Source organism: Streptomyces sp. NPDC045695 (genome assembly GCF_056432025.1).
The window spans coordinates 58,914-85,230 of sequence record NZ_JBWKJU010000025.1; the positions used below are offsets into that span (position 1 = coordinate 58,914).

Annotated in this window: 24 protein-coding genes and 4 pseudogenes; 10 read left to right on the forward strand and 18 right to left on the reverse strand. The window is 71.9% G+C overall.

Going from position 1 to position 26,317, the window contains the following annotated elements:
- Positions 1-24 precede the first annotated feature (24 nt).
- From AC07DU_RS30080 to AC07DU_RS30095, 4 genes are all read right to left on the reverse strand, one after another.
- Complete coding sequence (locus AC07DU_RS30080; RefSeq protein WP_479037745.1) at positions 25-408, reverse strand: hypothetical protein; 384 nt, start codon at positions 406-408, stop codon at positions 25-27.
- 27 nt (positions 409-435) lie between these two features.
- The gene (locus AC07DU_RS30085; protein WP_479114849.1) at positions 436-1,296 is read right to left on the reverse strand and encodes an Fpg/Nei family DNA glycosylase; all 861 of its coding nucleotides are present in this window, start codon (positions 1,294-1,296) and stop codon (positions 436-438) included.
- Between the two features lie 134 nt (positions 1,297-1,430).
- Complete coding sequence (locus AC07DU_RS30090) at positions 1,431-3,494, reverse strand: SpoIIE family protein phosphatase (RefSeq protein ID WP_479114851.1); 2,064 nt, start codon at positions 3,492-3,494, stop codon at positions 1,431-1,433.
- Between the two features lie 7 nt (positions 3,495-3,501).
- On the reverse strand, positions 3,502-4,677 hold the full coding sequence (locus AC07DU_RS30095) for a DUF6777 domain-containing protein (protein WP_479114853.1): 1,176 nt from the start codon (positions 4,675-4,677) through the stop codon (positions 3,502-3,504).
- Between the two features lie 355 nt (positions 4,678-5,032).
- Between AC07DU_RS30095 and AC07DU_RS30100 the strand changes: the two genes are divergently transcribed.
- Positions 5,033-6,472, forward strand: a complete 1,440-nt coding sequence (locus tag AC07DU_RS30100) for a lipase maturation factor family protein (RefSeq protein WP_479114855.1) — start codon at positions 5,033-5,035, stop codon at positions 6,470-6,472.
- Here the strand turns inward: AC07DU_RS30100 and AC07DU_RS30105 are convergent.
- The 3 genes from AC07DU_RS30105 to AC07DU_RS30115 form a co-directional block, all read right to left on the reverse strand.
- The gene (locus tag AC07DU_RS30105; RefSeq protein WP_479114857.1) at positions 6,458-7,441 is read right to left on the reverse strand and encodes an NAD-dependent epimerase/dehydratase family protein; all 984 of its coding nucleotides are present in this window, start codon (positions 7,439-7,441) and stop codon (positions 6,458-6,460) included. The two genes, AC07DU_RS30100 and AC07DU_RS30105, sit on opposite strands and share 15 nt — an antisense overlap.
- A 184-nt stretch (positions 7,442-7,625) precedes the next feature.
- Positions 7,626-7,799: a hypothetical protein gene (locus tag AC07DU_RS30110; RefSeq protein ID WP_360902130.1), complete on the reverse strand. Its 174-nt coding sequence runs from the start codon at positions 7,797-7,799 to the stop codon at positions 7,626-7,628.
- A gap of 587 nt (positions 7,800-8,386) precedes the next feature.
- Positions 8,387-9,874, reverse strand: a complete 1,488-nt coding sequence (locus tag AC07DU_RS30115; RefSeq protein WP_479114859.1) for an SDR family NAD(P)-dependent oxidoreductase — start codon at positions 9,872-9,874, stop codon at positions 8,387-8,389.
- Between the two features lie 290 nt (positions 9,875-10,164).
- On the opposite strand from AC07DU_RS30115, the pseudogene AC07DU_RS30120 reads away from it, so the two are divergent.
- Positions 10,165-10,977, forward strand: a pseudogene (locus tag AC07DU_RS30120) (DMT family transporter); the annotation flags it as partial.
- Positions 10,978-11,001: 24 nt separating this feature from the next.
- On the opposite strand, the gene AC07DU_RS30125 reads toward AC07DU_RS30120, so the two are convergent.
- The 5 genes from AC07DU_RS30125 to panD form a co-directional block, all read right to left on the reverse strand.
- Positions 11,002-12,255, reverse strand: coding sequence for a transglycosylase family protein (locus tag AC07DU_RS30125; protein ID WP_479037782.1), 1,254 nt, complete (start codon positions 12,253-12,255; stop codon positions 11,002-11,004).
- Positions 12,256-12,495: 240 nt separating this feature from the next.
- A complete protein-coding gene (locus tag AC07DU_RS30130; RefSeq protein ID WP_360902079.1) occupies positions 12,496-12,690 on the reverse strand; it encodes a hypothetical protein in 195 nt (64 codons plus the stop codon).
- Positions 12,691-12,710: 20 nt separating this feature from the next.
- Positions 12,711-13,385: an aspartate/glutamate racemase family protein gene (locus AC07DU_RS30135; RefSeq protein WP_479037763.1), complete on the reverse strand. Its 675-nt coding sequence runs from the start codon at positions 13,383-13,385 to the stop codon at positions 12,711-12,713.
- Complete coding sequence (locus tag AC07DU_RS30140; protein WP_479037766.1) at positions 13,382-13,723, reverse strand: GNAT family N-acetyltransferase; 342 nt, start codon at positions 13,721-13,723, stop codon at positions 13,382-13,384. The genes AC07DU_RS30135 and AC07DU_RS30140 overlap by 4 nt, the downstream gene beginning before the upstream one ends.
- A gap of 14 nt (positions 13,724-13,737) precedes the next feature.
- Entirely contained in the window at positions 13,738-14,157 is a 420-nt protein-coding gene (panD, locus tag AC07DU_RS30145) for an aspartate 1-decarboxylase (RefSeq protein WP_470860336.1), read from the reverse strand.
- Positions 14,158-15,252: 1,095 nt separating this feature from the next.
- Here panD and AC07DU_RS30150 point away from each other — a divergent pair.
- On the forward strand, positions 15,253-15,903 hold the full coding sequence (locus AC07DU_RS30150; protein WP_479039026.1) for a YqjF family protein: 651 nt from the start codon (positions 15,253-15,255) through the stop codon (positions 15,901-15,903).
- 104 nt (positions 15,904-16,007) lie between these two features.
- Here AC07DU_RS30150 and AC07DU_RS30155 read toward each other — a convergent pair whose 3' ends face one another.
- From AC07DU_RS30155 to AC07DU_RS30165, 3 genes are all read right to left on the reverse strand, one after another.
- Positions 16,008-16,679 (reverse strand): DUF3618 domain-containing protein, encoded by a 672-nt coding sequence (locus AC07DU_RS30155; RefSeq protein ID WP_479114861.1) that lies wholly within the window; start codon positions 16,677-16,679, stop codon positions 16,008-16,010.
- The gene (locus tag AC07DU_RS30160; protein ID WP_479039030.1) at positions 16,655-17,143 is read right to left on the reverse strand and encodes a phage holin family protein; all 489 of its coding nucleotides are present in this window, start codon (positions 17,141-17,143) and stop codon (positions 16,655-16,657) included. Before AC07DU_RS30160 ends, AC07DU_RS30155 begins: the two co-directional genes overlap by 25 nt.
- Before the next feature lie 1,046 nt (positions 17,144-18,189).
- A complete protein-coding gene (locus AC07DU_RS30165; RefSeq protein ID WP_479114863.1) occupies positions 18,190-18,717 on the reverse strand; it encodes a DUF4142 domain-containing protein in 528 nt (175 codons plus the stop codon).
- Between the two features lie 107 nt (positions 18,718-18,824).
- Between AC07DU_RS30165 and AC07DU_RS30170 the strand changes: the two are divergent.
- From AC07DU_RS30170 to AC07DU_RS30190, 5 genes and pseudogenes are all read left to right on the forward strand, one after another.
- Positions 18,825-19,094, forward strand: a pseudogene (locus AC07DU_RS30170) (phosphatase PAP2 family protein); the annotation flags it as partial.
- A gap of 103 nt (positions 19,095-19,197) precedes the next feature.
- Complete coding sequence (locus AC07DU_RS30175; RefSeq protein ID WP_479039039.1) at positions 19,198-19,695, forward strand: DUF1360 domain-containing protein; 498 nt, start codon at positions 19,198-19,200, stop codon at positions 19,693-19,695.
- A 204-nt stretch (positions 19,696-19,899) separates the two neighbouring features.
- Positions 19,900-21,096, forward strand: a complete 1,197-nt coding sequence (locus tag AC07DU_RS30180; RefSeq protein WP_360902109.1) for a hypothetical protein — start codon at positions 19,900-19,902, stop codon at positions 21,094-21,096.
- Complete coding sequence (locus AC07DU_RS30185) at positions 21,096-21,713, forward strand: hemerythrin domain-containing protein (protein WP_479114865.1); 618 nt, start codon at positions 21,096-21,098, stop codon at positions 21,711-21,713. Before AC07DU_RS30180 ends, AC07DU_RS30185 begins: the two co-directional genes overlap by 1 nt.
- A 134-nt stretch (positions 21,714-21,847) precedes the next feature.
- Positions 21,848-22,120 carry a hypothetical protein gene (locus tag AC07DU_RS30190; RefSeq protein ID WP_479039045.1) on the forward strand — a complete coding sequence of 91 codons (273 nt, stop codon included), beginning with the start codon at positions 21,848-21,850 and terminating at the stop codon, positions 22,118-22,120.
- 84 nt (positions 22,121-22,204) lie between these two features.
- Here the strand turns inward: AC07DU_RS30190 and AC07DU_RS30195 are convergent, their stop codons facing one another.
- Positions 22,205-22,702, reverse strand: coding sequence for a cyclophilin-like fold protein (locus tag AC07DU_RS30195; protein WP_479114867.1), 498 nt, complete (start codon positions 22,700-22,702; stop codon positions 22,205-22,207).
- 26 nt (positions 22,703-22,728) lie between these two features.
- Positions 22,729-23,745 carry a zinc-dependent alcohol dehydrogenase family protein gene (locus AC07DU_RS30200; RefSeq protein ID WP_479114869.1) on the reverse strand — a complete coding sequence of 339 codons (1,017 nt, stop codon included), beginning with the start codon at positions 23,743-23,745 and terminating at the stop codon, positions 22,729-22,731.
- Between the two features lie 230 nt (positions 23,746-23,975).
- Here AC07DU_RS30200 and AC07DU_RS30205 point away from each other — a divergent pair, with 230 nt between their 5' ends.
- Entirely contained in the window at positions 23,976-24,860 is an 885-nt protein-coding gene (locus AC07DU_RS30205; RefSeq protein WP_479114871.1) for a helix-turn-helix transcriptional regulator, read from the forward strand.
- A gap of 81 nt (positions 24,861-24,941) precedes the next feature.
- On the opposite strand, the pseudogene AC07DU_RS30210 reads toward AC07DU_RS30205, so the two are convergent.
- Positions 24,942-25,313 (reverse strand): annotated as a pseudogene (locus AC07DU_RS30210) (flavin reductase family protein); the annotation flags it as partial.
- A 227-nt stretch (positions 25,314-25,540) separates the two neighbouring features.
- Between AC07DU_RS30210 and AC07DU_RS30215 the strand changes: the two are divergent.
- A pseudogene (locus AC07DU_RS30215) lies at positions 25,541-26,317 on the forward strand (Fe-S oxidoreductase); the annotation flags it as partial.

Below are 26,317 nucleotides of genomic sequence, written 5' to 3' on the forward strand. Positions count from 1 at the left end.
GGCAAGGGCCCGGACGGCAGCGGCTCAGGCCCGGTCCGCCGGATCCATCACGAGCCCGGTGAAATCGGCCTCGTTGCGCTCCGCCCGGGTGACGTACCAGCGGGCGATGAGCCACATCACCGGATACACCAGCAGGCCGAGCGCGACCCAGACCAAGGGGCCCGACGTGGCGCGCGGCAGCGCGAACAGCAACGGCAGCGCCCCGACCAGCGACGCCAGCGCGGCCAGCGCGCCCAGCCCGGCACGCAGCTGGCTGCGCATGAGGGCCCGTACGTAGGTGGCCCCGAGGGTGGTCTGTTCGGAGATCTCCGAACGCGCGGGGGCGTGCGCGTGCGGCCGGCGGCGGGTGCCCCGGGGCACCCCGGTGACGATCTCGCGCCGGGGTGGCGACTGCTGCCCCTCGGCCATGGCGAGGAAGTCTACGCAGCGCGCCGGCTATTTGAGGAGGCGGGAGAGGCGGCGGTCGGCCAACGGCTTGCCGCCGGTCTGGCAGGTGGGGCAGTACTGGAGCGAGGAGTCGGCGAAGGACACCGAGCGGACGGTGTCCCCGCACACCGGACACGGCTCCCCGGTCCGGCCGTGCACCCGCAGGCCGCTCTTCTTCTCGGCCTTGAGGGCGCCGGCGGCCACCCCGTGCGCCCGGGCGACGGCCTCGCGCAGGGTGTCCTGAAGGGCCGCGTGGAGCTGCGTGACCTGCTCCTCGCCGAAGGACGCGGCGAGCTTGAACGGCGAGACCCGCGCCGCGTGCAGGATCTCGTCGCTGTAGGCGTTGCCGATGCCCGCGATGACGCTCTGGTCGCGCAGGACGCCCTTGATCTGGCGCCGTTCCCCCGCGAGCAGGGCGGCGAAGGCGTCCCGGTCGAAGTCCTCGGCGAGCGGATCGGGTCCGAGGCGGGCGATGCCGGGCACCTCCTGGGGGTCGCGGACCACGTACACGGCGAGGCGCTTTTGGGTCCCCGCCTCGGTGAGGTCGAAGCCGCCGCCCCCCTCCAGGACGACGCGCAGGGCGAGCGGGCCCTTGCCGGGGCCGGGCGGCTGCGCGGGCAGGGTGTCCCGCCAGCGCAGCCACCCGGCCCGGGCCAGGTGGGTGACGAGGTGCAGTTCGCCGATGCGCAGGTCCAGGAACTTGCCGTACCGGGCGACGGCGCCGGCCGGCTGCCCTTCGAGGGCGGCCAGGGGCGGGTCGTACGTCTTGAGCACGCTGACCGCGAGCGGGAGGACGCGTTCGACCACCCGCCCGGTGAGGTGCTCGTCGAGGTACTCCCGCAGGGCCTCGACCTCGGGCAGCTCCGGCATGGGTCCAGCCTGCCGCCGCCCCGGCCGAAACGCGAGCCGGGCGCGGGCCCGGTGACGGTGCGGTCACCCGGGGCAGCGCGGTACCCCGTGGCGGCGCGGTACCCCGTCCGGGCTGCCCCTCGCCGTCACCGCCCCTACGTCATCACGAACTCGCACCACACGCACTTGCCGCCGCCCCGCGACTCCACGCCCCAGACGTCGGCCAGCCGGTCCACCAGCATCAGGCCGCGCCCCGAGACCCCCGACTCCCCGGCCTCGCGCCGCCTCGGCAGTGCGCTGGAGCGGTCCTCGACCTCCACCCGCAGCCTGCGCTGGGGGCCGGTCAGGACCCGCAGGGTCACGATCGCCGGGCCGTCCGTGTGCATCAGCGCGTTCACGATCAACTCGTCCGCGACCAGCTCGATCTCGTCGGACCGTTCCCGCGCGCCCCACGCCCGTACCGCCGTCCCGATCATGTGTCGGGCCGCCACCAGGGCCTCCGGATCGCCCGGGGCCACGTGCTGCTGCAGGCGGCCGCCGCCCTGGGCGGACACCGCCGCCTCGCGGCGCAGCAGGAGCAGCGCCATGTCGTCGTCCCCGCCCCGGTCGTCGACGACCTCGCACAGCCGGTCCGCCAGGAGCTGCAGGTCCGCCGGTCCGCTGCGGACGCGCGAGGCGAGCAGCCGGATCCCGTCGTCGAGGTCGGTGCCGGGCTGTTCGACGAGGCCGTCCGTGCACAGCAGGAGCGTTTCCCCAGGGTCCAGTTCCGCCGTGGTCACCGGGTACTCGATGTGGCCGAACTCCGCCGAGAGGCCGAGCGGCATCCCGCCCTCCACCGGCAGGGGGCGGCAGTCCCCGTCACGGGTGCGCAGCAGCGGGTCGATGTGGCCCGCCCGGACCAGCTGGAGCACGCCGGTCGAGAGGTCGGCCTCCACGTAGGTGCACGTCGCGAAGCGGTCGGTGTCCAGCTCGTGGAGGAACACGGACGCCCGGGCGATGACGGTGCCGGGCGCGTGCCCCTCGGCCGCGTAGGCGCGCAGGACGATCCGCAGCTGGCCCATGACGGCCGCCGCGTGCGTGTCGTGGCCCTGGACGTCGCCGATGACCGCGCCGACCCGGCCGCCGGGCAGCGGGATGACGTCGTACCAGTCGCCGCCGATGTCCTGGCCCATCCGGGCGGAGCGGTAGCGCACGGCGATCTCCCCGCCGGGCACCGACGGGATCCGCCTCGGCAGCATGGCCTGCTGCAGGCCCTCGGCGAGGTCGTGCTCCTGTTCCAGGAGCATGGCCCGCTGGAGGCTCTGCGCGATGCTGCTGCCGAGGGCGACGAGCAGGTTGCGCTCGTCCTGGGTGAAGCCGTCCTTGTCCTGGTAGAGCAGTCCGATCGCGCCGATCGGGCGGGCCTGGGCGATGAGCGGCAGGTAGGCGGCCGCCGAGATCCGCATGTAGGAGATCTTTTCCCAGAGCGCGGGGTAGTCCGCGGCGAACTCCTGCGCCGAGTCGAGGAAGCGCGGCTGGAGCGAGCGGACGACCTCGCTCATCGGGTACTGCTCGTCGACGCGGGTGTAGCGGGTGCCGGGGACGAAGCTGCCCACGGGCCCCTCGGCGACGAGGTGGATCCGGCCCGCTTCGACGAGGCCCATCACCATGCCCATCGAGCCGAGCCGCTCCAGGCCGTGGGCGTCGCCGAGCGCGTCGATGACGTCCTGCACGGTCCGGGCGTGCGCGAGGGCGGCGGTGGTGGACTCGACGACCGAGGTCTGGCGGCGCCGTTCCTCGTCCAGGCCGAGGCGCTCCGCCGAATGGCTGAGCTCCTCGGTCGCGTCCCGGACGATGCCGATGATCCGGTGCGGGCGTCCGCCGCGGTCGCGCATGACCCGGCCCTGGGTGTGCGTCCAGCGCAGCCGCCCGTCGTGGCAGCGGATGCGGAAGTAGGCGCCGTAGCTGTCCTGGCCGCTCTTGAGGGCGGCGGAGACCAGGGCGTCGAGCCGGGCGGCCTCGGCCGGCGGGACGCGCCGGGAGAGGGAGGCGGGCCGGCCGTCGTAGTCGTCGGGGGGCGTGTCGAAGACGTCGAGGGCGGCTCCGTCCATGTGCATCAGCCCGGTGGTCAGGTCCCAGTCGAAACTGCCCATCCGGTTGAGCGAGAGCGACTGGTCCGGGTGTGCGGGCCAGTCGTCCGGCAGCGATACGGCGGTCGGCACCGATCCACCATGACACACGGGCCGGTCAGGCGCTCTCCAGCGGGTAGCCGTCGTCCGGGGGTGGCGGCTGCAGGCCCGGGTCGGAGTACGGGTCCGCGTACGGCTCGTAGGGATCGCTCGGCTGCGGCGCCGTCGCGTCGGGGTCGAGCGGGATCCCGGGGTCGGTCGGGACGTCCGGCGGCAGGTCGCTCGGCAGGTCGGAGGGGACGTCCGAGGGCTGGTCCGGGGGGAGGTCCGAGGGCGGCTGCTGCGGCGGGGTGGCCGGGTTCGACGGCGGGTTCCCGCCGGGTGAGCTCTGCGGGCTCGACGGGTTCGACGGAGTGGGCGGGCAGTCCGTCTCCGACGGCGGGGCCGCGGGCGAGGTCGGCGTCGCACCGCGGGACGGGCCGTTGTCCTCGGGGCTGCGGCACGGGTCGGCCGGGGTGGTCCCGGGCGGGGTGACCGGGCCGTCCGGGATGCCGTCGGCCGGGTCGAAAGGCGGTACGACCTGCGGGGTGCGGTCCTGGGCGCCGTCGTCGCCCCGCTTGCGCTCGATCCAGGTGTTGTCGGCGATGTTGACGATCACCAGGTTGTCGATCTCATGGACGGTGGGTTCGATGACGACGACCTGGTTGGGCTGATAGCCGTTCCACGGGGCGCCCTTGTGCACCGGGGAGCCTTTGGCGGCGCGCGGGGAGGCCAGCGGGTTGCCGCAGCCGCAGCGGACCCGTGGCATTCCGTGTTCGTCGACGAGGACGGCGGTGCCGGCCTGGAGGACGGACTGGAAGCTGTCGGCGCGGCCGTCGCGGAAGCCGTGGTTGGTGACGCGGGTGTCGGCGCGCAGCACGACGGGGGTGAGGTCACGGAGGAATTCGGGGATCTTCGCCTGTTCGATGTCGGAGGCCTGGGCGAAGGCGCGCGCTTTGGCGTTGTCGGCGGTCAGGTAGCGGACCTGCTGTTCCACGTCGCAGCTGCCGAGCCGCTGGGTGCCGCCGTACAGGCCGGGGGTGTCCGCGTTGACCGTGCGGATGCCCTGGCCGGTCGGATTGGGCGTCGGGGGCTGTACGGGGGCGGACTCGGCGGTGGCCGAGGAGGCGGTGAAGGGGTCGGGCCCCGGCGAGCCCACGGGCTGGAGCTGGAGCTCCTGGCTCTCGGGGCCGGCGCCGCTCGCGGGTGCGTCGGAGCCGCCGCATCCCGCGGCGAACAGGGCGAGGACGGCCAAGAGGGCGGCGCCGGCCGGTGCGTGACGGCGCGACGCCTGACGAGGTGTCGCAGGACGTGTCTGAGGAGGTGTCGGAGGTGACGGTGCCTGCACGTGGATCTCCCTTTCGCCCCGGTTGCTCCCTCTTGTCTGCCGCATGCCCGGGAGTGCCGCAACCGGAGCGGCGCAACCGGAACACTGCTTGAACATGTTCAAGGAATCTCGTAGGCTCGCCTCCGTGAATTGAACGCGTTCAGGCGTTGGTTCACCGCATTGGGGGGAGTCCGGGGGGCGGTACCGGCGCGCACGGGACCGTCGCCCCGGGCGCGTTCGCCGCCGTTCGCACCCCCACCCGACCGGTCCGATACTGGAAGCGATGGACTGGTTCACCGCGCCCGGATACTGGCTCGCCCGGCTGGTCTTCCAGCGGGCCCTGGCCGGTGTCTACCTCGTGGCCTTCGTCGGGGCCGCCCTGCAGTTCCGGGCCCTGATCGGAGCGCACGGCATGCTGCCCGTGCCGCGCTACGTGCGGTACGTGCCGTTCCGGCGCGCCCCGAGCCTGTTCCAACTGCACTACTCCGATCGCTTCTTCGCCGGTTGCGCCTGGACCGGGGCCGCACTGGCCGCGGCCCTGGCCGCCGGAGCCGGGGACGAGGTGCCGCTGGGCGCGGCCATGGCGATGTGGGCCCTGCTGTGGTTGCTCTACCTCTCCGTCGTGAACGTGGGGCAGACCTGGTACTCCTTCGGCTGGGAGTCGCTGCTGCTGGAGGTGGGCTTCCTCGCCGTCTTCCTCGGCAACGCGCGGGCGGGGCCGCCGGTGCTGGTCCTGTGGCTGCTGCGCTGGGTGCTCTTCCGCGTGGAATTCGGGGCCGGGCTGATCAAGATGCGCGGGGACTCCTGCTGGCGCGATCTGACCTGCCTGTACTTCCACCATGAGACGCAGCCGATGCCGGGGCCGCTGAGCTGGTTCTTCCACCACCTGCCGAAGCCGGTGCACCGGGTGGAGTGCGCGGCCAACCACGTGACGCAACTGATCGTCCCGGTCCTGCTGTTCACCCCGCAGCCGGTGGCCTCGTACGCCGCCGGGGCCGTCATCGCCACGCAGCTGTGGCTGGTGCTCTCGGGCAACTTCGCCTGGCTGAACTGGCTGACGATCACGCTGGCCCTCCCGGCCGTGGACTTCACCGGGCTCGCCGGCCCTCCCCCGGCCGCCGCGGCGCGGACGGCTCCGCTCTGGTTCGTGGTCCTGGTGTGTGCGGTCACGGCCCTGGTGCTGTTCCTCAGCCACCGTCCGGTGCTCAACATGGTCTCGCGCCGGCAGGTGATGAACCGCTCCTTCGACGCTCTGCACCTGGTCAACACCTACGGGGCCTTCGGCTCGGTGGGCCGGGTCCGCATGGAGGTGGTGGTGGAGGGCACCGCCGACCGCCTCCCGCACACGGACGGCGCCTGGCGGGAGTACGGCTTCAAGGGCAAACCGACCGAACTGCGCAGGATCCCCCGCCAGTTCGCCCCGTACCACCTGCGGCTGGACTGGCTGATGTGGTTCGCGGCGATCTCCCCCGGCTACGCGCGGGACTGGTTCGGGCCGTTCGTGGAGCGGCTGCTCGCGGGCGACCGGGACACCCTGCGGCTGCTGCGCCACAACCCCTTCCCGGGCGCACCGCCCGTCTACGTCCGGGCCCTGCTGTACCGCTACCGGTTCACGACCTGGCGGGAGCTGCGCGAGACGGGCGACTGGTGGCACCGCACGCTGGTGCGCGAGTACCTGCCGCCGACCCGTCTCGCGGAGGCCTCCTGGTCAGAGCCCGAGTAGAGCGGCCTCCCGCTCGGGGTCGATGCCGGGGGCCGGCCGGTCGGCCCGCTGCGGGGCCACCCCGCCGAGCGTCCGCAGCCACTCCCAGGTGTCGGCCACGGTCTCCTCGACCGGGCGGCAGGTGAGGCCGGCCGCCAGCGCCTTGCTGACGTCGCCGCCGAACATGTGGTCGTACGTTTCGCCCTCGCGGACCCAGATCGGGAGCTCCGTCCAGGGCTGTACGCCGGCCCCTTCGAGCAGGGCCGGGTCGGTCCAGCGCAGCTCGGCGCCGCCGCCGGTGGTGGCGACGCAGGCGTCGAGGAGCCCGCCCAGGGTGGCGTGCCCGACCGGGGAGACGAGGTTGTACGCCCCGCCGCGGCCCGCCGCCGCGGCGTCCAGGGTCCAGCGCGCGAGGTCGCGTACGTCGATGTACTGGAGCGGGAGTTCGCGCGGGCCGGGGGCGAGCACCGGGCCGCCGCGGGCGGTGCGGTTCAGCCACCAGGGCAGCCGGCCGACGTTCTCGTACGGGCCGAGGACCAGCCCGGCGCGCACCAGCAGGGCGCGGTCCCCGAAGGCGTCCAGGGCGGCGATCTCGGCGCCCCGCTTGTCCTCGGCGTAGGCCGTGGACCCGGCGTCGGGCGAGCCCTCGACGAGGGGGCCGTCCTCGTCGAGTCCGGCGGGGGCGGGGTAGGCGTAGACCGAGCGGCTGGAGACGTACGCGTAGTGCGCGGCCCGGTCGCCCAGCAGGCGGGCGCTGTCGCGCACGGCGGTGGGGGCGCCGCCCCAGGTGTCGACGACGAGGTCCCACTCCCCCGTGGCGAGGGCGTCCAGGCCGCCGGGGGCGGTGCGGTCCCCGTGCAGGGCGGTGGCGCCCGGCGGGGGCCCGTGGTGTCCACGGTGGAAGACGGTCACCTCCCAGCCCCGGGCGAGGGCGTCCTCGGTGATCGCGCGTCCGACGAATTCGGTACCACCCAGCATCAGCAGCTTCATGGGCGTCAGCCTGCCCGGGCGGGGCGCGGGCGCGGAAGCCGTGATCGCCGACGGCGAAGACGCTCAGGGCGTAGCCGGTACGGGAACCATGCGCGCCAGGGTGCTACGGGCGGCGGCCGGCAGCCGGGGCGCGGACAGCGCCCCGGCGCCGGTGGGCGCGGGGGCGCTTGTACCGTTCTGCGGACTAGTCGATACCGCGCAGGATGTGTGATTCCGCCAGGTCGTCCTCGTAGCCCGCCAAGCGGATCGGGGCGGATCGTGCCCAGACTTCGAGGCTCCCGAGCTCGTCGGTCCGGGGCTTGTTGCGCGATCCCGTCCGTTCCAGCAACTCCGGTTCGGGCTTGGTCATTTCAGTCACCGCGCACTCCTTCGTGTCGCGTAACCCGGCGGCGGACCGCGCGCCGGGCAGGGATGAAGAGGGTTCCGGACGCGGTGGCGCCTTAGTGGAGCGCGGCCCGGATAGGGGCCGTCTTGATGCCCCAGAGTACACATATGAGCGGACCCCCGCTCGATGGAACGGCAAAATCCGGTCCGTTCACCCAGTTTCGCCGCGCGTTCGGCACGTCGCGGGTCGGCGGGTCCGTGCCGAACGCTCTGCCCGGGACCGGGCGGGCGGGGTGCGACGGAGGGCGACGGCGGTGGTCCCGGCCCGGGCCGCCGAGGCGCCAAGTGCCGTACGTCACAAGGGCGGTGGAGCGCAGGGATCTTGTGCGCGCGGGCCTCGCAGAGCGCTGTCGACGGACCTCGGCCCGGCTGCGCCGCGCCCCGCCCTCCGGCAAGGAACTCCAGGTGGCGGGCCTGGTGCAGGAGGCCCGGCACGCTGCTCTGTCCGGGTGACGGCACGTTTCGCGCCGCCTCCGCGGGCGGAGGCGGCCCCTGAACGGCGACGACCCCCTCGGTTCACCGAGGGGGTCGTCACGGGCATCGAGCAGGCCGGGGGGCGGGCTACCAGTTCGCGGGGGCGTAGTCCTTCAGGAAGACGCCGTACAGGTCCTCGCCGGCCTCGCCGCGGACGACGGGGTCGTAGACCCGGGCCGCGCCGTCGATCAGGTCGAGAGGGGCATGGAAGCCCTCCTCGGCGAGGCGCAGTTTGTCGTAGTGCGGGCGCTCGTCGGTGATCCAACCGGTGTCGACCGAGGTCATCAGGATGCGGTCGGTCTGGAACATCTCCTGACCGCTGGTCCGCGTCACCATGTTCATCGCGGCCTTGGCGGCATTGGTGTTCGGGTGCCCCGCACCCTTGTAGCCACGGCTGAAGACGCCCTCCATCGCCGAGACGTTCACGACGTACGCACGCCCGCTGGACGCCTTCCGCGCGGCCTCGGCCAGAGCCGGCCGGAGCGCGCTGATCAGGATGAAGGGCGAGGTGTAGTTGCACAGCTGGGTCTCCAGCAGCTCCACCGGGGAGATCTGGTCGATGGTCTGCACCCAGGTGTTGCTCTCGACGACGTCGGGCAGCAGGCCGCCCGCGTCGATGGCGGTTCCGGCGAGGTGCCGCTCCAGGCTGGCGTTGCCCGCGACCAGGGCGAGGTCGGCGACCTTCTGCGCCTCCAGCCCGCTCACGCCGACGGGCAGCGCCGCCAGGCCGTCGACCGCACCGGAGTTGAACGCGCCGATGACGTGGTGGGCGGGGAGCTCGCCGGCCGGCAGCGGGGCGCTCTCCCCGTCGACCAGCGCGGCGTACGCGGTGGGCAGGCGGCGCACGGTCTGCGTCGCGTTGTTGATCAGGATGTCCAGCGGGCCGGCCTCGGCCACCTGGTCGGCGAGCGCCACGGCCTGGGCCGGGTCGCGCAGGTCGATGCCGACGACCTCCAGGCGGTGCAGCCAGTCCGCCGAGTCCTCCATCGCCTTGAAGCGGCGGATGGCGTCCTTGGGGAAGCGGGTGGTGATCGTGGTGTGGGCGCCGTCGCGCAGCAGCCGCAGCGCGATGTACATGCCGATCTTGGCGCGGCCACCGGTGAGCAGCGCGCGCTTGCCGGAGAGGTCGGCACGGGCCTCACGCCTGGTCCGGTTCTCGGTGGCGCAGCTCGGGCAGAGCTGGTGGTAGAAGTAGTCGACCTCGACGTAGCGCACCTTGCAGACGTAGCAGGAACGCGGGCGCTGGAGTATCCCGGCGATCCGGCCGGCGTCCGTGACGGAGGAGGGCAGGAGGCCCTCGGTCTCGTCGTCGATGCGCTCGGCGGAGCCGGTCGCGGTCGCCTCGGTGACGGCCTTGTCGTTGGCGGTCTTGGCGGCTCGGCGCTCCTGGCGGCGGCGCTGCTTGACGGTGCGGTAGAGCCCGGCGGTGGCGCGGCGTACGGTGATCGCGTCCGGGTGGTCGACGTCGATCTTGTCCAGCTCGTCGAGCACGCTGAGGCAGAGCGCGAGCCGGTCGGGGTCGATGCCCGGGCCGTAGTCCTGCCCGTAGTCCTGACTGTCTTCGGTCACCGTCATGGCCGCTGCGTTCCTTGATCACTCGTCCGCATCCGCCTGCTGCGGAAGTCCTCAAAAGGGAAACTGTACGGATCCCACGAGCCCCGGTCCAAACCCGCTCGCGCCGCCCTCACGCACCGCGAGCGGACCGTCACTTTGGGGGTCGGAGGGGTAACTCTCGGCCACGACAGGGGTAGCGCTGCGCTACGGCGGTGACCACGCTGAGTACTCCCGTACTACGTCCGGAGTATGACTGATCACCACCTGTGGGCGGAGGAATAGCCCCAGGGGGGTCGTGCATTGTGGACCTTATGAGTGCACTGGCGCTGTCGGTCCTGCTCTGCCTCGTGTCCGCCTTGGCGTACGCGGGCGGGGCGATCGTCCAGGAACAGGTCGCGGCGAGCACGCCGGACCGCCCGTACGCGCCGTTGCGCCGGGGCGGCTGGTGGGTGGCCGTGGGGCTGAACGGCCTGGGCGCCCTGCTGCACGTGGTGGCGCTCGCGTACGGGCCGCTGAGCCTGGTCCAGCCGCTCGGCGCGCTGACCATCGTCTTCGCCCTGCCGATGGCGGCCGTCCTCGTAGGGCGCCGGGCGGGCGCGGCGGCCTGGCGCGGGGCCGTACTGGCGACGGTGGGCCTCGCCGGACTGCTGGCGCTGACCGGCGGGGAGGGGCGGGCCGAGCAGGCCCTGGCGGGCGGTGAGCGCGGCGTGCTGCTCACGGCGACGGGGGCGGCGGTGGCGGCGCTGTTCCTGGCGGCGCACCGGATGCGCCGGGCGGTGCTGCGCAGCGTGCTGCTGGCCGCGGCGGCCGGTACGGCCTTCGGCATGGCCTCGGTGTTCACCAAGTCGGTGGCCGAGAACGTCGCCCCGGACGCCCTGACCGTCCTGTGGCCCGACCTGGCGGCGATCGCGGCGCTGGCGGCCGGCGGGCTGCTGCTCTCGCAGGCGGCCTACCGGGGCGCCGGGCTGACCGCTCCGCTGGCCACGGTCACGGTGATCAACCCGGTGGTCGCGGCGACGGTCGGCATCACGCTGTTCGACGAGGGGTTCCGCTACGGGGCGGCGGGCACGGCGGCGGCGCTGACCAGCGCCGCGCTGGCGGCGGCAGGCCTGATCGTGCTCACCGCCGTACCGTCGCACACGCGGGGGTCAGATGTGGACGCCGTGGCCGCGGAGGTACTTCAACGGGTCGATGTCGGAGCCGTAGCCGGGCCCCGTGCGCATCTCGAAGTGCAGGTGCGGTCCGGTGGTGTTGCCCGTCGAGCCGGAGCGGCCGATGCGCTGGCCTCCGGAGACCTGCTGGCCGGCCTTGACGCCGAGGGCGGAGAGGTGGGCGTACTGGGAGTACCGGCCGTCGGTGTGCCGGATGACGACCTGGTAGCCGTAGGCGCCGGCCCAGCCGGCGGAGACGACCTGGCCGGGGCCGACGGACTTGACGGTGGTTCCGGTGGCGACCGGGAAGTCGACGCCGGTGTGGTAGCCGCTCGACCAGGAGGAACCGGACACCCGGTAGGCGGTGCCGAGGGCGGCGTCGACGGGGGCGTGGAAGCCGCCCGCCTGCGGCTTCTCCTGCACTGAGGCGGGCTTCTCGGCCTTCGGTTCGGCTTTGGGCTCGGCTTTCGGCTCGGCCTTCTTCTCAGCTGGTTTCCCGGCCGGTTCCGCGGCGGGCTTCTCGGCCGCCGGCTCCACGGGCTTCACCGGCTCGGCGGTCCGCGGCGGCTTCTGCGGGTCCTGCGCGGGCGGCTCGGCGGGCGTGGTCGGTGCGGCCGTGATCCGCAGGGTGAGCCGCTGGCCGGGGAAGATCAGGTTCGGGTTGCCGCCCACGGTGGCGCGGTTGGTCTCGTACAGCGCCTGCCAGCCGCCCTCGACGTGCTGCCGGGTGGCGATCACGGAGAGCGAGTCGCCGGGCGCGACGACGTACGGGTTCGGCAGGACGGAGGTCCCGGTCGGGCGGGGCGCCGCGGCCTGCGCCGGAACCGCCTTCGGCTGCGACGGGCCCTGCGGGGCGACGGCCGGGGCCGGACCGCTGCGGGTCAGGCCGGCGTGCTTCCCGCAGTTCGGCCAGGCGCCGGGTCCCTGGCCCTTGAGTACCTTCTCGGCGACCGCGATCTGCTGGTCCTTGGTGGCGAGGTCCGCGCGGGGGGCGTAGGCGGTGCCGCCGAAGGCCCGCCAGGTGCTCTGGCTGAACTGGAGGCCGCCGTAGTAGCCGTTGCCGGTGTTGATGCCCCAGTTGTGGGTCGACTCGCAGGCGGCGACCTTGTTCCAGGTGTCCACGGAGGCGGCGTGGGCGGCTCCGGCACCGATGAGCGGTAAGGCGATCCCGGCCCCACCGGCGGTGACGGCCAGCGAGGCCCGGTTGATGCTGCTCGGCTGATACCGGCGGTGCCGGCCCCGTACACCCATGGGAGCCCCCCAGGAAGACATCAGGAACCCCACAACCTAACGAGCCGACCAGGGCATGACAAGGGGCACAACAGGGCGCACGCGTGCGGAACTTGGGCGGCCCCCCGGCCGCGGGAAGCACGCCGGGGCGCACCGGCGGCGGCGACGGCGCCCGTGCTCGGCACTGCCCAGGTCAGCGCGCTCGGGCCGACGGGCTCAGGTCGGCGCCTCAGGCCCGCATGCATGCTCGGCTCGGCGGACTCAGGTCAGCGGGCTCGGCGGCGGCGTCGGCGGCGGCATCGGCTCCGGGCTGGGCGGCACGGGCCGCGGGATGGGCTCGGGGTCCGGGAAGGGGCTGGGCCCCGGGCTCGGCCCGGGCCCGGGCGCGGGAGGCGGCTCCGGGACGGGCGACGGCTCGGGGACCGGCGGCACGGTCTGCTCGGCTTTGCGTACCATGAGTCCCATTTTGCCGCTTTTTAAGCCGTTTCACCCTCCGGGTGGGGCAGCCGCAGCCCCGCCGCCAGACCCGGGGCCGGGCTGGACAGGACCGGGATCCGGCCCGTGACCAGGTCGGCCACCCCGGCCATGGAGGCCTGGGCCAGCACGATGACGTCCGCGTCGGTGACACCCTCGGCGGCCGCGGCCACGCGGGCGAGATACCCCGCGGTGTCCCCCGCCTCGAACCGCTCCCACGCCCCCGCGACCACGTGCGTGCGGATCGACACGGGCCGCCCGCCCGCTTCCTCGGCCAGCAGCTCCCGGGTCGGGGCGAGCGTGGACTCGACCGTGGCCAGTACGGCGATCCGCGCACCGGTGCGCACCGCCGCGGCCGCCATCGGCCGGTCCACCCGCAGCACCGGGGCGCCGAGGGCCGGAGCCAGGGATTCCGCGATCGCCCCGATCGTCGAGCAGGTGACCAGTACGCGCCCGGGCCCGGCTGCGGCGAGCAGCTCCAGCAGGGCCGGGGACACCGACTCCGGCCCGTGCGCGCGGGCCCGGTCCAGCAGCTCCACCGCCACCAGGTGCCGCAGTACGGCCCCCGGGTGGTGGCGGTCCCGGAGCGCGTCGAAGACCGGGACGTGCGCGGGCGAGGTGTGCAGCAGGGTCAGAGCGGCACCGCCGGCCACCGGCGCACCGACCGGCTCCGTCACCAGAGGTCCGGGTCGGCGTCCAGTTGCGCCTTGGCGGTGGCCACGACCTCGGCCGGCGCTGCGGGCGCCAGGTCGGGGTGTCTGACGGCCCAGCGCGCGGCGTACGGGCAGAGCGGGACCACGGGCACACCCTCGGCGGCGGCGATCTCGTAGAAGGTCTTCACCAGCTCCCCGCCGATGCCCCGGCCCTCGCGCCCCGGCTCGACGACGGTGTGCACGGCCACCAGGGCGTGGGGCGCCTCGGCCAGCACGAAGTAGGCGATGGTGCCGGCCACCTCCCCGTCCTCGACGGCGAGCAGCCGTCCGGCCTTGCGCTCGTCCCGGATCTCGATCGCCACGGTCCCCGCTCCCCTCAGACGGCCACTGCGTGGGGGCTGCGCCGCTGATCCGTACCCGGCACCGGGGCGGACGGATCCGCGCCCAGTTCGATGATCCGGTTGTCGGCGTCCACGTGCACCACGCGGGGCTTCAGCGCCCGGGCCTCGGCGTCCTCGACCTGCGCGTAGCTGATCAGGATGACCAGGTCCCCCGGGTGCACCAGGTGCGCGGCGGCGCCGTTGATCCCGATGACCCCGGACCCGCGCTCACCTTCGATGACGTAAGTCTCCAGCCGCGCCCCGTTGGTGATGTCCACGATGTGGACGAGCTCGCCGGGCAGCAGATCGGCGGCGTCCAGCAGGTCGGCGTCGACGGTCACGGAGCCGACGTAGTGCAGGTCGGCCTGGGTGACGGTGGCCCGGTGGATCTTGGACTTGAACATGGTACGAAGCATGGCGATACTCCCGAAAACATCCGCTCCCTGCCCACTTTTCGGGGGTCAAGGGCTGTCCCCGGCACCCTACAACCATTCGCATGTTCGGGCGGATCTCCCCGGTCTTTCAGGATTCGCGCTGACCGTGTCGTCACCGAGGCGAAGTGCCTCGGCATGGCTGACCGCCCATGGCCTCCGGCGCGGGGTGGTCGGCACCTCGAACTCCAAAGCCTCCGCCAGAGCGACTTCCAGCTCGCGCGCGCGACTCCCGTGCGCGGCGATGACCGCGTAGCGCAGCGCCAGGAGTGGCCGTCCGGTGGCGCGTCCGCGGAGAGGACGACCCCTCGCCACGCTGCGCGTCGAAGGCAACGCGCTGTTCGCGCAACCGGTCGAGAGCCTCTGCGAACCCGACGGATCGCCGAGTCCGCCTCTTGGACACCGCCCACGCCGGCTGCGGAAGGCCGACCGCCGTCGTCAGCCGGGTGACCATGGTGTGCGGTGTGGTGGTGGCGGTACGGCGGACGTTGCTCTCGCTGGCGTACGTGACGCCGTCCTAACTGATGAGAGCGTCCAGTCCGAACGGGCCGAGACAGCCGCGGTCGGCCAAGTGCCGACCCAGCCTCGTCCCCCACTCCTCCAGTTCCGCTGCCGCGTGGGCGGAGGACTGCGGTAGCGGGGAGACGTATCCCGTGAAGGAGCCCTGCTCCGTTCGCATCGCCCCGCTGAACAGGGCGCGCGTTCGCGAAACGGGCCGACGCGTCCTGGGCCGTGGGCAGCAGGGCCGTGCCAGGTCGACCCACGTGGGCCCGTACCCGTCCGAGGAGCCCGGCCTCGCGGACCAACAGCCCTGTCGTCCGGTCTCCTGCTTGCAGGATGCTCCCGGGCGGCCCCGGGCGGTGACCGGCCTCGCCGGGACGAACCCTCGTATCGTCCGACTAGTCACCCTGCGGACCTGCGGGCGGCCGCACAGCACGGCATCCTTCGCGCTCCGACGGGTAGGCGCAGCACATGAGCGAGGCACCCTTCCCACCCACCCGTCCGGCGACCACGTCGGGACACGGGCCTCGGCACCCCGGGGAGGTCGCAAGGGAGGGTGTGCGGGTTCCCTTGTTGTCGGTGCACTGGACGCGACAGACGTTCCTGCACTGGCCTTATCCGTCGGCGGTCCTCCAGCGCCTCTTGCCGCCTCATCTCGAAGTCGATGTCTTCGAAGGGCAGGGCTGGGTGAGCCTGACCCCCTTCGTCATGTCCTCCACCCGGGTACTGGGCGTGCCGCTCCCCGGGGGAACCTTCCCCGAGACGAACCTGCGCACCTACGTGCGCCGGAAAGGCGGGCCGAGCGGCCTGTGGTTCTTCTCCCTGGACGTCACCCACCCGGCCATGCTGGCCGCGCGCCTGCTGGGAATCCCCTACTCCCTGGCACGCCTTTCCGTACAGGGCCAGGGCCGCACCCATCACTACGCGGGCCGCCGCGGGCGCCGCGGTCCCGGCTATGAGATCGAGGTGCGCACCGGCCGGTGCATCGAAGCGCCTGACCGACTGGACTCCTGGCTGACCAACCGCTTCCACGCGTACTCGATGTCGGCTGGCCTGCTCTGGCGGACCCCGGTCCGCCACGAGCCCTGGCCGCTCTCCCGCGGAACGCTCGTGCGCTTGGAGGAGTCCCTGCTGACCTCCGCGGGACTGCCCGAACCGGCCGCTTCCGCCCTGGTCCACACTTCGCCGGGCGTCGGTCCCGTACGACTCGGCTTCCCCCGGCACGGCTGAGCGCGCGACCGGGCTCCGCGTTCCCGTTGACCTCGCAGCTTGACAGCTTGACGTCGCAGCTGGGCATTCGGTGACCGAGCTGCGACGTCATACGGAGTCGGCGGTCAGCCGGAGGGGGGATTCTGGCTGCCGGGGGTGTCGCGCACCTCCCGGGCCGCTTCGCGGCCTACCTGGCGCAGTCCCTCGGAGGTCTCTCGGCCGGCCGCCCGGGCGTCGTCCGTGACCGTGGCCATGGCCTCCTGCGCGGTTGTCTTGACCGACTCGACCGCCTCGGAAGCGGGGCCGCTCATCTCTTCCTTCACTTCTTGGGCCGCCTCCACGGCGGCCTGCTTGACCGGTTCGACCAGTTGGTCGGAGTGCTGCTTCAGCCGCTGCCCCGCGCGTTCCTCCGCCTCGGTGGTGGGCAGCAGAGCCGCGGCGAGCATGCCGGCACCGAACGCCATGATCCCGGCGGCCAGGGGACTGCCCTGCGTCTGACGTGTGACCTGGGCAGGCGCCTGCTGAAGGGTTTCGCTCACGCTGCCCACCGCTTCCTTGGCCGTGTCGGCCATGCCGCTCGCAGCCTGCCCGGCGCTGTCGGCGATGCTGTGCGCCGTGTCGTGTGCCGTGCCCATCACGCGCTCCTTCGCCCCGGTCAGTCCGTGCCGCACGGAGGCGGCCTTGCGTCGCGCCACCCGGCCGGGCGTCAGCTTGTCGGCCAGGAGGTCGACGTTGCGCGCCAGGTGCGCCCGCCGGTGTTCCACGTCGCTCCTCAGCTCGTCGGGTGTCGTGCCCATCGGGCGTCCTCCTTCAGCGTTTCCACGGTCTGTTCGGGCTTGAGGTTGACGGTGCGCAGGCGCTTGCGCCCGGTGGCGTACAGGACGGTGCCCACTACGGCCCAGACGGCGGTGACGATCAGTGCGGCCCACGCAGGGTCCATGACGTTGGCGAGGGCGAAGATCACGGTCAGGCTGCCCAGCAGCAGGACGAGATGCCCGGCGTACCCGGCGCCGCCCAGCATGCCGAAGGCCTTGCCGGCTTTCGTGGACTCTTGTTTGATCTCGGCCTTCGCCAGTTCGAACTCGTCCCGGACCAGCTGGGAGAGGTCCGTGCCGATTTCCCCTATCAGGTCACCGATCGACGGGTCGTGTGACCTGCCCGGCGAGTGCCGGGTGGCCGAGGGTGCGGGCGGCACCGGGGGAACGGGAGGCGCCGGGGGAACGGGAGGCGCCGTGGGCCGCTCGTGGGAGGAGATGGCCACGGTCAGCTCCTTTCACCGGGTCGGACGCTCTGTGCCGACCCGGGCCGGGAAGGATCCGCCGCTGCCGGCGGGTAGGCCGGCGGGGCGGGTGTGACCGGCGGCGCGTGCGTCACGTGCGGGGGCTGTGACTGCCCGTACGTCTCCGCGGGGTCCTGGTAACCGGCCTCGCCGAGGCGGTCCCGAGTGGTCAGGGAGCTGTCTGCCGTGCGTGGGGCCTCGGCCGGCCGGGGGCTCGCTGTCGGGACTGAGCCAAGAGGATCCGACGTACGAGGATCCGACGTACGGGGGTCCGAGGCACCGGGATCAGCGGACCCCGAGGGTGCCGCGCCGCTGACGCCCTTGCCCGCTCGGGCAACGGCGAATCCGGCCAGCGCGGCACCGGCGAGGAACACTCCTGGCCGACGGCGGGCGAAGTCCTGGAGGTCAGTGACCAGTCCGTCGGGGCCGCGCCTCTCTAGGTGCTCGGCGACCTGGTGACCGCCGTCGGATATCTGGCGGACGATCCCTGCGGCGGTGGAATCCGGTGCGCCGTTCTCGCTCATGTCACGAAGCTCACCCGCGAGTTTGCGGACGTTGTCCGCCAGGCGCTGCGTCTGCGTATGGGCTTGGTCCTGTAGCTGATGGCGGAGTTCACCGACGAGGTCTTTGGCTTGTGCCGTTGCCTCACCGACGACCTCCGACGCTTGCTCCTTGGCGGTCTGGGCCACATCGGTGGTCTTCTCCCCGACCAGGGCGGCGCCTTCGCCTGCCTTGTCCTGGGCGGTGTGCGCTATGCCCGCCGACGTGCCCTCCTGTCGGCGGTCGAAGTCCTGGATGTCACTCAAGGCTCCTCCTGGTCATTCGAAGCGAACAGTCGGTTGCTTTCACACGGCGCGTACCCCGCCGACTGCGCGGCATCCGGTACGGAGCGCCCTTCCTTCCGCGCCGATCATCACGCCGGCGGGTGGACAGGCACGGAGCCGGCTCCTTCGCCCAGCTTCCTTGGCAAGGGCGTGAAAAGCGCGGCGCCGGGGGACCGGGTGGCGGCGAGTGAGGGCGTCGTCGTGCTACGAGGTGTGGCAGGCGCCGCCGCGGACCATGTCGAGGTGCATGGCGACGATCGGGCGTGCCTTCTTGGCGGCGTCGGTGACGGCCGTGTCGCTGCCGGACCGGATCTGAGTGTCGATCAGAGTCAGGGTCTTCTGGTGGGCGGCTTCCTGGTTGGCGAGCCATGCCGGGTCGTATCCGGCCGTGCCGGCCTTCTCCTGGACGTCCTTGAGCTCTTGCTGCTGCGCGGCCGTGGGAGCGGTGGGCAGGGTCATGTCGGCTTTGGCGGCGAGGGCTTTCAGGTCCCTGTCGAGCTTTTGGTGATCGGCGACCAGTTGTGCGCCCACGTCCTTGACGCAGGAGGTCATCGCATTCCTCTGGGCATCCTGGCCTGCGGCGATCTCCGCCAGGTTGCCCTGGTGGGCTGACGTCACGTAGGTCGTGTCCTGGTCACCGGCAGGCACGCCGGCCAGCGCTGCCGGTGCGCACATCCCGGTCACCGCCGTCGCGGTGGCCGCCACAGCCAGCATGAGCATGCGCTTGCCCATGGCACTCATCTCCTCACACGGCCCGGGCTCGGCGAGCCACGCGTGCGACCGCGTTCTCCGCGGCGCCTTACCAGGTCCGCGCCCGCCAAACGCAGACGCCGTCAAAAATCGGTGATGCCCGAGAAACAGCAGGACAGGGGACTTCTGGCAGTCCTGCCCGCGGGTCGCGAGGCAGCCGCGACCGGCCCGACGGCTCCTCCTTCCCGTCCGGGCCCACGGCCGCCGCCGTGGCGTTCACCGTGTCCGTCGCGACCGAGTGGCCGTGGGCGGTTGCCGGGTGGGCCGTGCCGGCGGTGCTGGTGGCGGTTGAGCGGGTCCACAGCGGCGCTCACCATTCCTCCGACGTCGCAGCCGGCGCGGTGGTCGGCGTCACGGCCGCCACGATGGTCCCGATGGCGCTCCACCTCCTCTTGTGCCCCCGCATGGGACGGGCGGCAGGTCGGGGCGCATCGTTGCTCGTCTTGCGGGCAGGCGCAGCCCATGACCACGCCGACGAGGAAAGACCGCTCGGGCCTGGAGCCGACACGGCTGGTGGCTCTGGCAGCCTATGGGGCTTACGCCGCCGCCTGGGCCTGGCAGGTACAGCTCCGCGGTCGGCCTGCCGCCCATCTCGAACGGCCGACGGGAGTGCTGCTGAGCGCGGCCGCCACGTTCCGGTTGAGCCGCTTGATCGGGAAGGCCAAGATCACCAGGCCCCTGCGCGCCCCTTTCACGGAGGTGGACGGCGACGGGGCCCCGGCGGAGCTGAATGAGTTCCCCCGAGAAGACCGGCGCATCATGGGAGAACTGGCGAGCTGTCCGTTCTGCCTGAGCGTGTGGGTGGCGACCGGTCTCACCGGCGCGCGCCTGATCTGGCCGCGTGCGACCACGGCGGCGGAGCGGACGCTGGCGGTGGTGGCCGTCGCCGATGCCATGCAGCTTGCCTACTCGATGCTGGTCCGCGCGGCGGAAGGCGAACCGGACAGCGAGCGCGAGTAACCCGCGGGACCGGGGCCCCCGCGGCTCTGCCCACGGGGCCGCTCTGTAGTGCGCGCCGGCTCTCGAGCCGCGCCCCGGCTCGGCGGGCGGGCCCGATGGAGTGAGTTGCGCAGGGCGCCGCGTGTGGAGCAGCGCACCCGGCGGGAGGGCCGGGAAGGATGACCGACTGCGTCCCGTTCGCCCTCGGTCAAAGGCTGGTGCCGTATGACGTTCAACCCTCTGGAGCAGCGGGGCATCCCGTTGGACCGCCAGGTACGCAGCTGGCGCGAGCTGAACGTGTCCCCCATCGACCCCGATGCCTCAGATCCTTACACGCGTTGCCGGGTCATCACGATGAACGGCATTGAGGTCGAGGCGATCCTGTTCAGCCACCAGCTCGCCCGGAACACGGTCGACCCCGACGTCAAGCGGCAGCTCGCCGAGGTGAGGTACGTCGAGGCCCAGCAGCAGAAGGCGGTCAACTGGCTGTTGCCGGGCGTCTCCTCGGTGCTGGAGACGACGATCGCCTACGAGCAGGTGGCTGTCGACCTCACGTCCTGGATCGCCCGAATGGAGCCGGACCCCTACCTCCAGCAGGCGTACCAGTTCGGCGTGCTGGAGGACTTCGACCACCTGTACCGGTACGCGAACCTGTACGAGATGATCGAGCACCGCAAGGCAGAGGCGATCGTCGACGGCCTCACCGAAGTCATGCCGGGCCGGCCCACGCGCATGCACCACCGGCACCCGTTCGACAACGTCCGCGACCCCTACGACAAGGCGGCCACCGACCCGCTGTCGAAGCTGCACGCGCTGACGGTGCTGTCGGCGGAGCAGCAGACGATGAACTTCTACATGAACACCGGTCCTACCTACATGGAGCCGATCGCACGTCAGCTCTACCAGGAGATCGGGCTCATCGAGGAGGAGCACGTCACCCACTACGAGTCCCTGGTCGACCCGGGGGAGACGTGGTGGGAGCAGTTGGTCAACCATGAGTACAACGAGTGCTACCTGTACTACTCCTTCATGGAGCAGGAGTCCCACCCGAAGGTGAAGGCACTGTGGGAGCTGCACCTGAACATGGAGCTGGAGCACCTGCGGATCGCCTGCGACCTGATGCGCCGGCACGACGGCCGGGAGCCTGAGGAGGTCCTCGCTCCGCAGCTGCCGAACGTGCTCACCTTCGAACCGAACAAGGAGTACCTGCGCGAACTCCTGGCGACCCAGATCGACCTGACGACCCTGGGGGCGGGCTACGTCCGTGAGGCGCACGAGCGGTTCGAGCAGATGCAGCAGCGCCTGCACGACGGCGAGAAGCCGCCGAGCGACCGCGTCATCGACCAGCACCAGGAGATGTTCGACCGCGACTACCGCATGGAAACAGAAGGCCCCCACCCCGTCGAATCCGAGCGCGCCTGATGGCCGGGACGGGAGACGACGAGGTGATGGACGAGCAGGCTCAGAAGGGCGACCCGGCGGCCGACGAGGACGTGGTGGCACTCCTCATGCGCCAGCACGGTCAGATCCACACCCTCTTCGACGAGGTGCGCGCCGCCGAGGGTGAGGAACGCGAAGAGCCGTTCCGGCGTCTGATGCACTTGCTCGCCGTACACGAGACCGCCGAGGAAGAGGTCGTGCACCCCCACGCCCGTTCCGCCTTCGACGGCGGAGGTGATGTGGTGGAGGAGCGGCTCGCCGAGGAGAAGGCCGCCAAGGAGAAGCTCTCCGCCTTGGAGGACCTGGACGTGTCCGACCCCAAGTTCATGCCGACCCTGCTGTCCCTCCGCGACGCCGTCCTGGCACACGCCCGGGCAGAGGAACGCTACGAATTCGCCCTGCTGCGCCGTAGCACCTCACCGGCCCGGCTGGCCTTGATGGCCAAGGCCGTCAAGGCGGCCGAGGCGACCGCGCCGACGCGCCCGCACCCGGGGGTCGAATCGGCCACCGCGAACCTCACGCTGGGTCCCGTGGCGGCCGTCGTCGACCGGGCGCGCGACGCCATTCGCGGCGCCATGCGGGACGGCGACGGCGCCTGACGGCCATGGCCCGAGGCACCCCACGCCATCGGAGGTCTCGGCTGTTGCGGGGAGGGGTCCGCACGGGCGGCCCCGGCACTCGGCCGGACGGGCGATTGAGCGCCACGGGCTACGTGACCCGTCGTTGTACCGGCATGTCTGACTTCATGGTTCAGATCCCCGCGGACTGGCTCGCCCGCGTGTTCCTCTCCCTGCGACGTGGCACGTCCGCCGATGCCCACGCCCTCGCCGGAGAACTGCAGCCGTTCACCGAGAAACCCGGCCAACGGGTGCCGGTTCCCCGGACGACGGTGCTGCGCACCGAACTGGTGCTGCGCAGGGAAATCGAGATCGCCGACGAACAGACCCGGCGCACGGAGCTGTCCGCTCAGGCCGAGTACCTGATCAGGACACAGCTCCTCGACTGACCGAGACCCGCCGCCACCACGCCGGGCGCAGCGAGGCCCGACCCTGCCGTGTGTTCCTCGGGCGCGTAGGTGGGTTCGCACCGATCAGGAGGCGGCTTCGAGGGTGATGCGGTCGGCCCTGCCGAGCTGGTCGGCGCTGCCGTCGAGGTGGCCGAGGATGAGCAGGTCGGCAGAAGCAGCAGGCCCGTCCCGGTAGAAGAGGGCAAGGTTGCCCCAGGGGGCGTAATAGGCGATGTCTCCGGTATCGACTACGGCCGGTTCGGGGGCGCCGGAGGTGTCCAGCTTGCGCGGCAGGTCGGCGACTCGCTCCGTGCCGTGGAAGTCTTCAAGGCGCAGGGTGAGCGGGAGCAGGTCGGCGAAGTCGCGGGCGGCGGGACTGTCGTTCAAGGTGGCCCCGACGGAGCGGCCGTCGAGGGTGACGCGGATGTCCATGGCGGCGGTGCTCCTGTCGGAGACGGACGACGGGGATCGTCGTGCAGGTAGGGGCGCAGGCCGCCCGAGGCAGTCGGTGGCCGGGGCAGCGGCAGCGGCAGCGGTGTAGTCCTCGCCTGCGACGTCGATCGACCTGCGGGTGATCTGCATGATCGCTCTTTCGGGCGGCGGGTGGTTCAGGGCTTGAGGAGGGTCTTGACGGCGCGGCGCTCGTCCATGGCCTGGTAGCCCTCGGCGACCTGGGCGAGGGGCAGGGTGAGGTCGAAGACCTTGCCCGGGTCGATCCGGCCCGCAAGGACGCGGTCGATGAGGTCGGGCAGGTAACGGCGTACCGGGGCGGGGCCGCCGCGCAGGCCGACGTGGGAGAAGAACAGCTCCTGACCGTCGACGGCGACGTCGTGAGGGACTCCGACGAAGCCGACGCTGCCGCCCGGGCGGGCCGAGCGCAGTGCCTGGCTCATGGCCTGGGCGGTGCCGACGCACTCCAGGACGCTGTCGGCGCCGATCCCGCCGGTCATCTCCTTGATCTGGGCCACGCCCTCCTCGCCGCGCTCGGTGACGATGTCGGTGGCGCCGAACTCCCAGGCGAGCTTCTGCCGGGGTTCGTGACGGGACATGGCGATGATCCGCTCCGCGCCCATCTCCTTGGCCGCGATCACGCCGCACAGGCCGACCGCGCCGTCGCCGACGACCACGACGGTCGAGCCGGGCCTGACCTCGGCGGCGTCGGCCGCCCACCAGCCGGTGCCCATCACGTCGGAGACAGCGAGAAGGCCGGGCCAGAGCTCATGACCGGGCACTTCACCGGTGGCGACCAGGGTGCCCTGGGCGTTGGGGATGCGCACGTACTCGGCCTGGCAGGTGGACATGAACTCTCGGTGGAGGCAGTTCGACTGGAACCCGTTCTGGCAGTTCACGCAGGTGTTGTCGGAGGTGGCGAAGGAGCCGACGACGAACTGGCCCGGGCGGAGCGACGTGACCTCGGAGCCGACCTCTTCCACGAAGCCGACGTACTCGTGCCCCATCGGCTGCGGGTCACCGATCGGCTCCGCACCGCGGTACGGCCACAGGTCGGAGCCGCAGACACAGGTGGCGGCCGTCCGGATGACGGCATCAGTGGGACGGAGGAGCTTCGGGTCGTCCAGGGTCTCGAAACGGACGTCACCAGGGGCGTGGATCACTGCGCCGCGCATGGGGGTCTTCCTCACCTACGAGGGGCCGGACCGCTTGGGTGCGGCTCATGTGTCGGCCTTCCCTGAAGCGGGAACACCGTGGGACCGCGGCGCTCCTTCCCGCCCGAGAATCGGCCGAGGAAGCGCCACGCCATCCAGCCAACCCTCACTTCACGCGCGCAGCGAGTCACTGACAAGGGGTGTACCGGCAGTACATCCCTACCCCGGCGTGCCGGGCGTACGGTCGGAGGGTGGACAACCAGGAAGAGGTCCGCGAGTTCCTCACCTCGCGGCGCGCGAAGATCACCCCCGAGCAGGCCGGATTGCCCACCGGACCCCGCCGACGTGTCCCCGGCCTGCGCAGGAGCGAGGTCGCGGCGCTCGCCGACGTCAGCGTCGAGTACTACGCCAAACTGGAGCGCGGCAACCTCGCCGGCGTCTCACCGGCCGTCCTCGAAGCCGTCGCCCGCGCCCTCCGGCTCGACGACGCCGAACGCGCCCACCTGCTCCATCTGGCCCAGGCCGCCGACGGCACCGACGCCCTCACCCGACCCCGCCGCCGGCGTACCAAAGACCAGTGGAAGCCGCACCGCAGCCTCCAGTGGACCCTGGACGCCATCACCGCCGGACCCGCTTTCGTCCGCAACGGACGCATGGACATCCTGGCCGCCAACCAGCTCGCCCGCGCCTTCTACGCCGACGTCTACGCCACGCCCGGCAACGAGGCGAACCTGGCCCGCTTCCAGTTCCTCGACCCCGCCTCCCGCCGCTTCTACCCCGACTGGGACCTCGCCGCCGACGTGGTCGTCGCCATCCTGCGCACCGAGGCCGGCCGCAATCCCCACGACAAGGACCTCCACGACCTCGTCGGCGAGCTGTCGACTCGTAGCGACGCCTTCCGCACCCGCTGGGGCGCCCACGACGTCCGCCACCACGGCGCCGGCACCAAACGCTTCCACCACCAGGCCGTCGGCGACCTCACCCTCGCCTACGAGGGCCTGGAGATGGCCGCCGAACCCGGCCTCACCCTCACCATCTACTGCGCCGAACCCGGCTCACCCTCCGAAGAGGGACTTCGCCTGCTCGCGTCATGGGCTGCCACGCCCCAGACCCTCGCACCCCACTCAAGCGACTGAGGATCCGCGACTGACCATCCCGTCCCCATCGTCGGCCTTGGGACCGGCGAAACAGCCAGTCAACGGTTCGGAACGCGGGATTCAGGAGGGTGGGCTCGGCTCGAACAGCGGTGTCAGAGTGTGGAATTCCCGCCGGAAGTACACGGCCGGGTCCTCGTCGTACACGCGAGCGTCCGTGACCTCTCCCACGAGGATGGAGTGGTCGCCGCCTCCATATCGGGCGGTCGCTGCGCATTCCAGCACGGCGCAGGCACCCTCGAGCAGGGGGTGGCCTTGAGGGTTCGTCGTGAACTCGCCCCGGGAGAACTTGTCGACGCCCTTGGAAGAGAACCACAGGGCGAGGTCTCGGTGCTTGGGCGGCAGTATGTGGACCACCCACGATCTCGCGGCCGAGAAAGCGGCGTGGCACTGCGCGTTGACGGAGAGGCAGACCAGTACCAGCGGTGGATCGAGGGAGAGCGAGCATCGGTGCCCTCGTCACCGCCGCGCCCCCTCCCCGCTGAAGACGGACGACGAGCCGGGTACCGGCGGGGCGGGAGTCAGGGCCGGCACAGCGACGTAGATCACCGATGGCGCGACTTCATGAAGCTCTCGGTCCTGGGTAATCTCTGCCGAGAACACCAAAGTTACCGCCGAGTAGTTCTCGAATTACCCGCTCTCGCAGGCCCGAGGAGCCCCTCATGCAACTCACCGCGATCATTGTGTCGCTGGTGCTCGCCACGGTCGGCGTCGCACTGTTCGGCCGAGCCATCGCGCAGCTCTTACGCTTCGTGTTGCTCGGCCAGCCGGTCCCGGGCGGATCGCGGACCAACGATCCTGTCGCCCGGACGGTCACCGTGGTCAGGGAGTTCCTGGGCCACACCCGAATGAACAACTGGGCCGTCGTCGGCGTCGCCCACTGGTTCGTCGCCGTCGGCTTCTTCAGCCTGCTCCTCACCATCGTCAACGCCTTCGGCCAGCTCTTCCAGGCCGACTGGCTGCTCCCGATCATCGGCAGCTTCCTGCCGTGGGAGCTGGTGGTCGAGGTGTTCGGCTCGATGATGACCGTGGGCATCCTCACCCTCATCGCCATCCGCCTGGCGAACCTGCCCTCCCGGCCCGGCCGCAAGTCGCGCTTCACCGGCTCGAAGGCGTGGCAGGCGTACTTCGTCGAGGCCGTCATCCTCACCATCGGCATCTGCATCATGGTCCTGCGCGGCCTGGAGGGCGCGCTGCACCATGTCGAGGGCTACGAGGCCGCGTACTTCGCCTCGTACCCCTTGGTGCTCGCCTTCGACGGGCTGAGCACGGACACGCTGGCGAACCTCGTCTACTTCTTCGCCATGGTCAAGATCTCGGCCTCCTTCATCTGGATGATCACGATCTCGCTCAACACCAACATGGGTGTGGCCTGGCACCGCTTCCTCGGTTTCCCGAACATCTGGTTCAAGCGCAACGCGGACGGCGCGGTCGCCCTC

Bases quoted from the DNA above. Each gene is read 5' to 3' on its own strand.
- AC07DU_RS30080 (WP_479037745.1), bottom strand. From the start codon at position 408: ATGGCCGAGGGGCAGCAGTCGCCACCCCGGCGCGAGATCGTCACCGGG.
- AC07DU_RS30085 (WP_479114849.1), bottom strand. From the start codon at position 1,296: ATGCCGGAGCTGCCCGAGGTCGAGGCCCTGCGGGAGTACCTCGACGAG.
- AC07DU_RS30100 (WP_479114855.1), top strand. From the start codon at position 5,033: ATGGACTGGTTCACCGCGCCCGGATACTGGCTCGCCCGGCTGGTCTTC.
- AC07DU_RS30105 (WP_479114857.1), bottom strand. From the start codon at position 7,441: ATGAAGCTGCTGATGCTGGGTGGTACCGAATTCGTCGGACGCGCGATC.
- AC07DU_RS30115 (WP_479114859.1), bottom strand. From the start codon at position 9,874: ATGACGGTGACCGAAGACAGTCAGGACTACGGGCAGGACTACGGCCCG.
- AC07DU_RS30125 (WP_479037782.1), bottom strand. From the start codon at position 12,255: ATGGGTGTACGGGGCCGGCACCGCCGGTATCAGCCGAGCAGCATCAAC.
- AC07DU_RS30130 (WP_360902079.1), bottom strand. From the start codon at position 12,690: ATGGTACGCAAAGCCGAGCAGACCGTGCCGCCGGTCCCCGAGCCGTCG.
- panD (WP_470860336.1), bottom strand. From the start codon at position 14,157: ATGCTTCGTACCATGTTCAAGTCCAAGATCCACCGGGCCACCGTCACC.
- AC07DU_RS30155 (WP_479114861.1), bottom strand. From the start codon at position 16,679: ATGGGCACGACACCCGACGAGCTGAGGAGCGACGTGGAACACCGGCGG.
- AC07DU_RS30165 (WP_479114863.1), bottom strand. From the start codon at position 18,717: ATGGGCAAGCGCATGCTCATGCTGGCTGTGGCGGCCACCGCGACGGCG.
- AC07DU_RS30175 (WP_479039039.1), top strand. From the start codon at position 19,198: ATGACCACGCCGACGAGGAAAGACCGCTCGGGCCTGGAGCCGACACGG.
- AC07DU_RS30180 (WP_360902109.1), top strand. From the start codon at position 19,900: ATGACGTTCAACCCTCTGGAGCAGCGGGGCATCCCGTTGGACCGCCAG.
- AC07DU_RS30185 (WP_479114865.1), top strand. From the start codon at position 21,096: ATGGCCGGGACGGGAGACGACGAGGTGATGGACGAGCAGGCTCAGAAG.
- AC07DU_RS30190 (WP_479039045.1), top strand. From the start codon at position 21,848: ATGTCTGACTTCATGGTTCAGATCCCCGCGGACTGGCTCGCCCGCGTG.
- AC07DU_RS30195 (WP_479114867.1), bottom strand. From the start codon at position 22,702: ATGCAGATCACCCGCAGGTCGATCGACGTCGCAGGCGAGGACTACACC.
- AC07DU_RS30200 (WP_479114869.1), bottom strand. From the start codon at position 23,745: ATGCGCGGCGCAGTGATCCACGCCCCTGGTGACGTCCGTTTCGAGACC.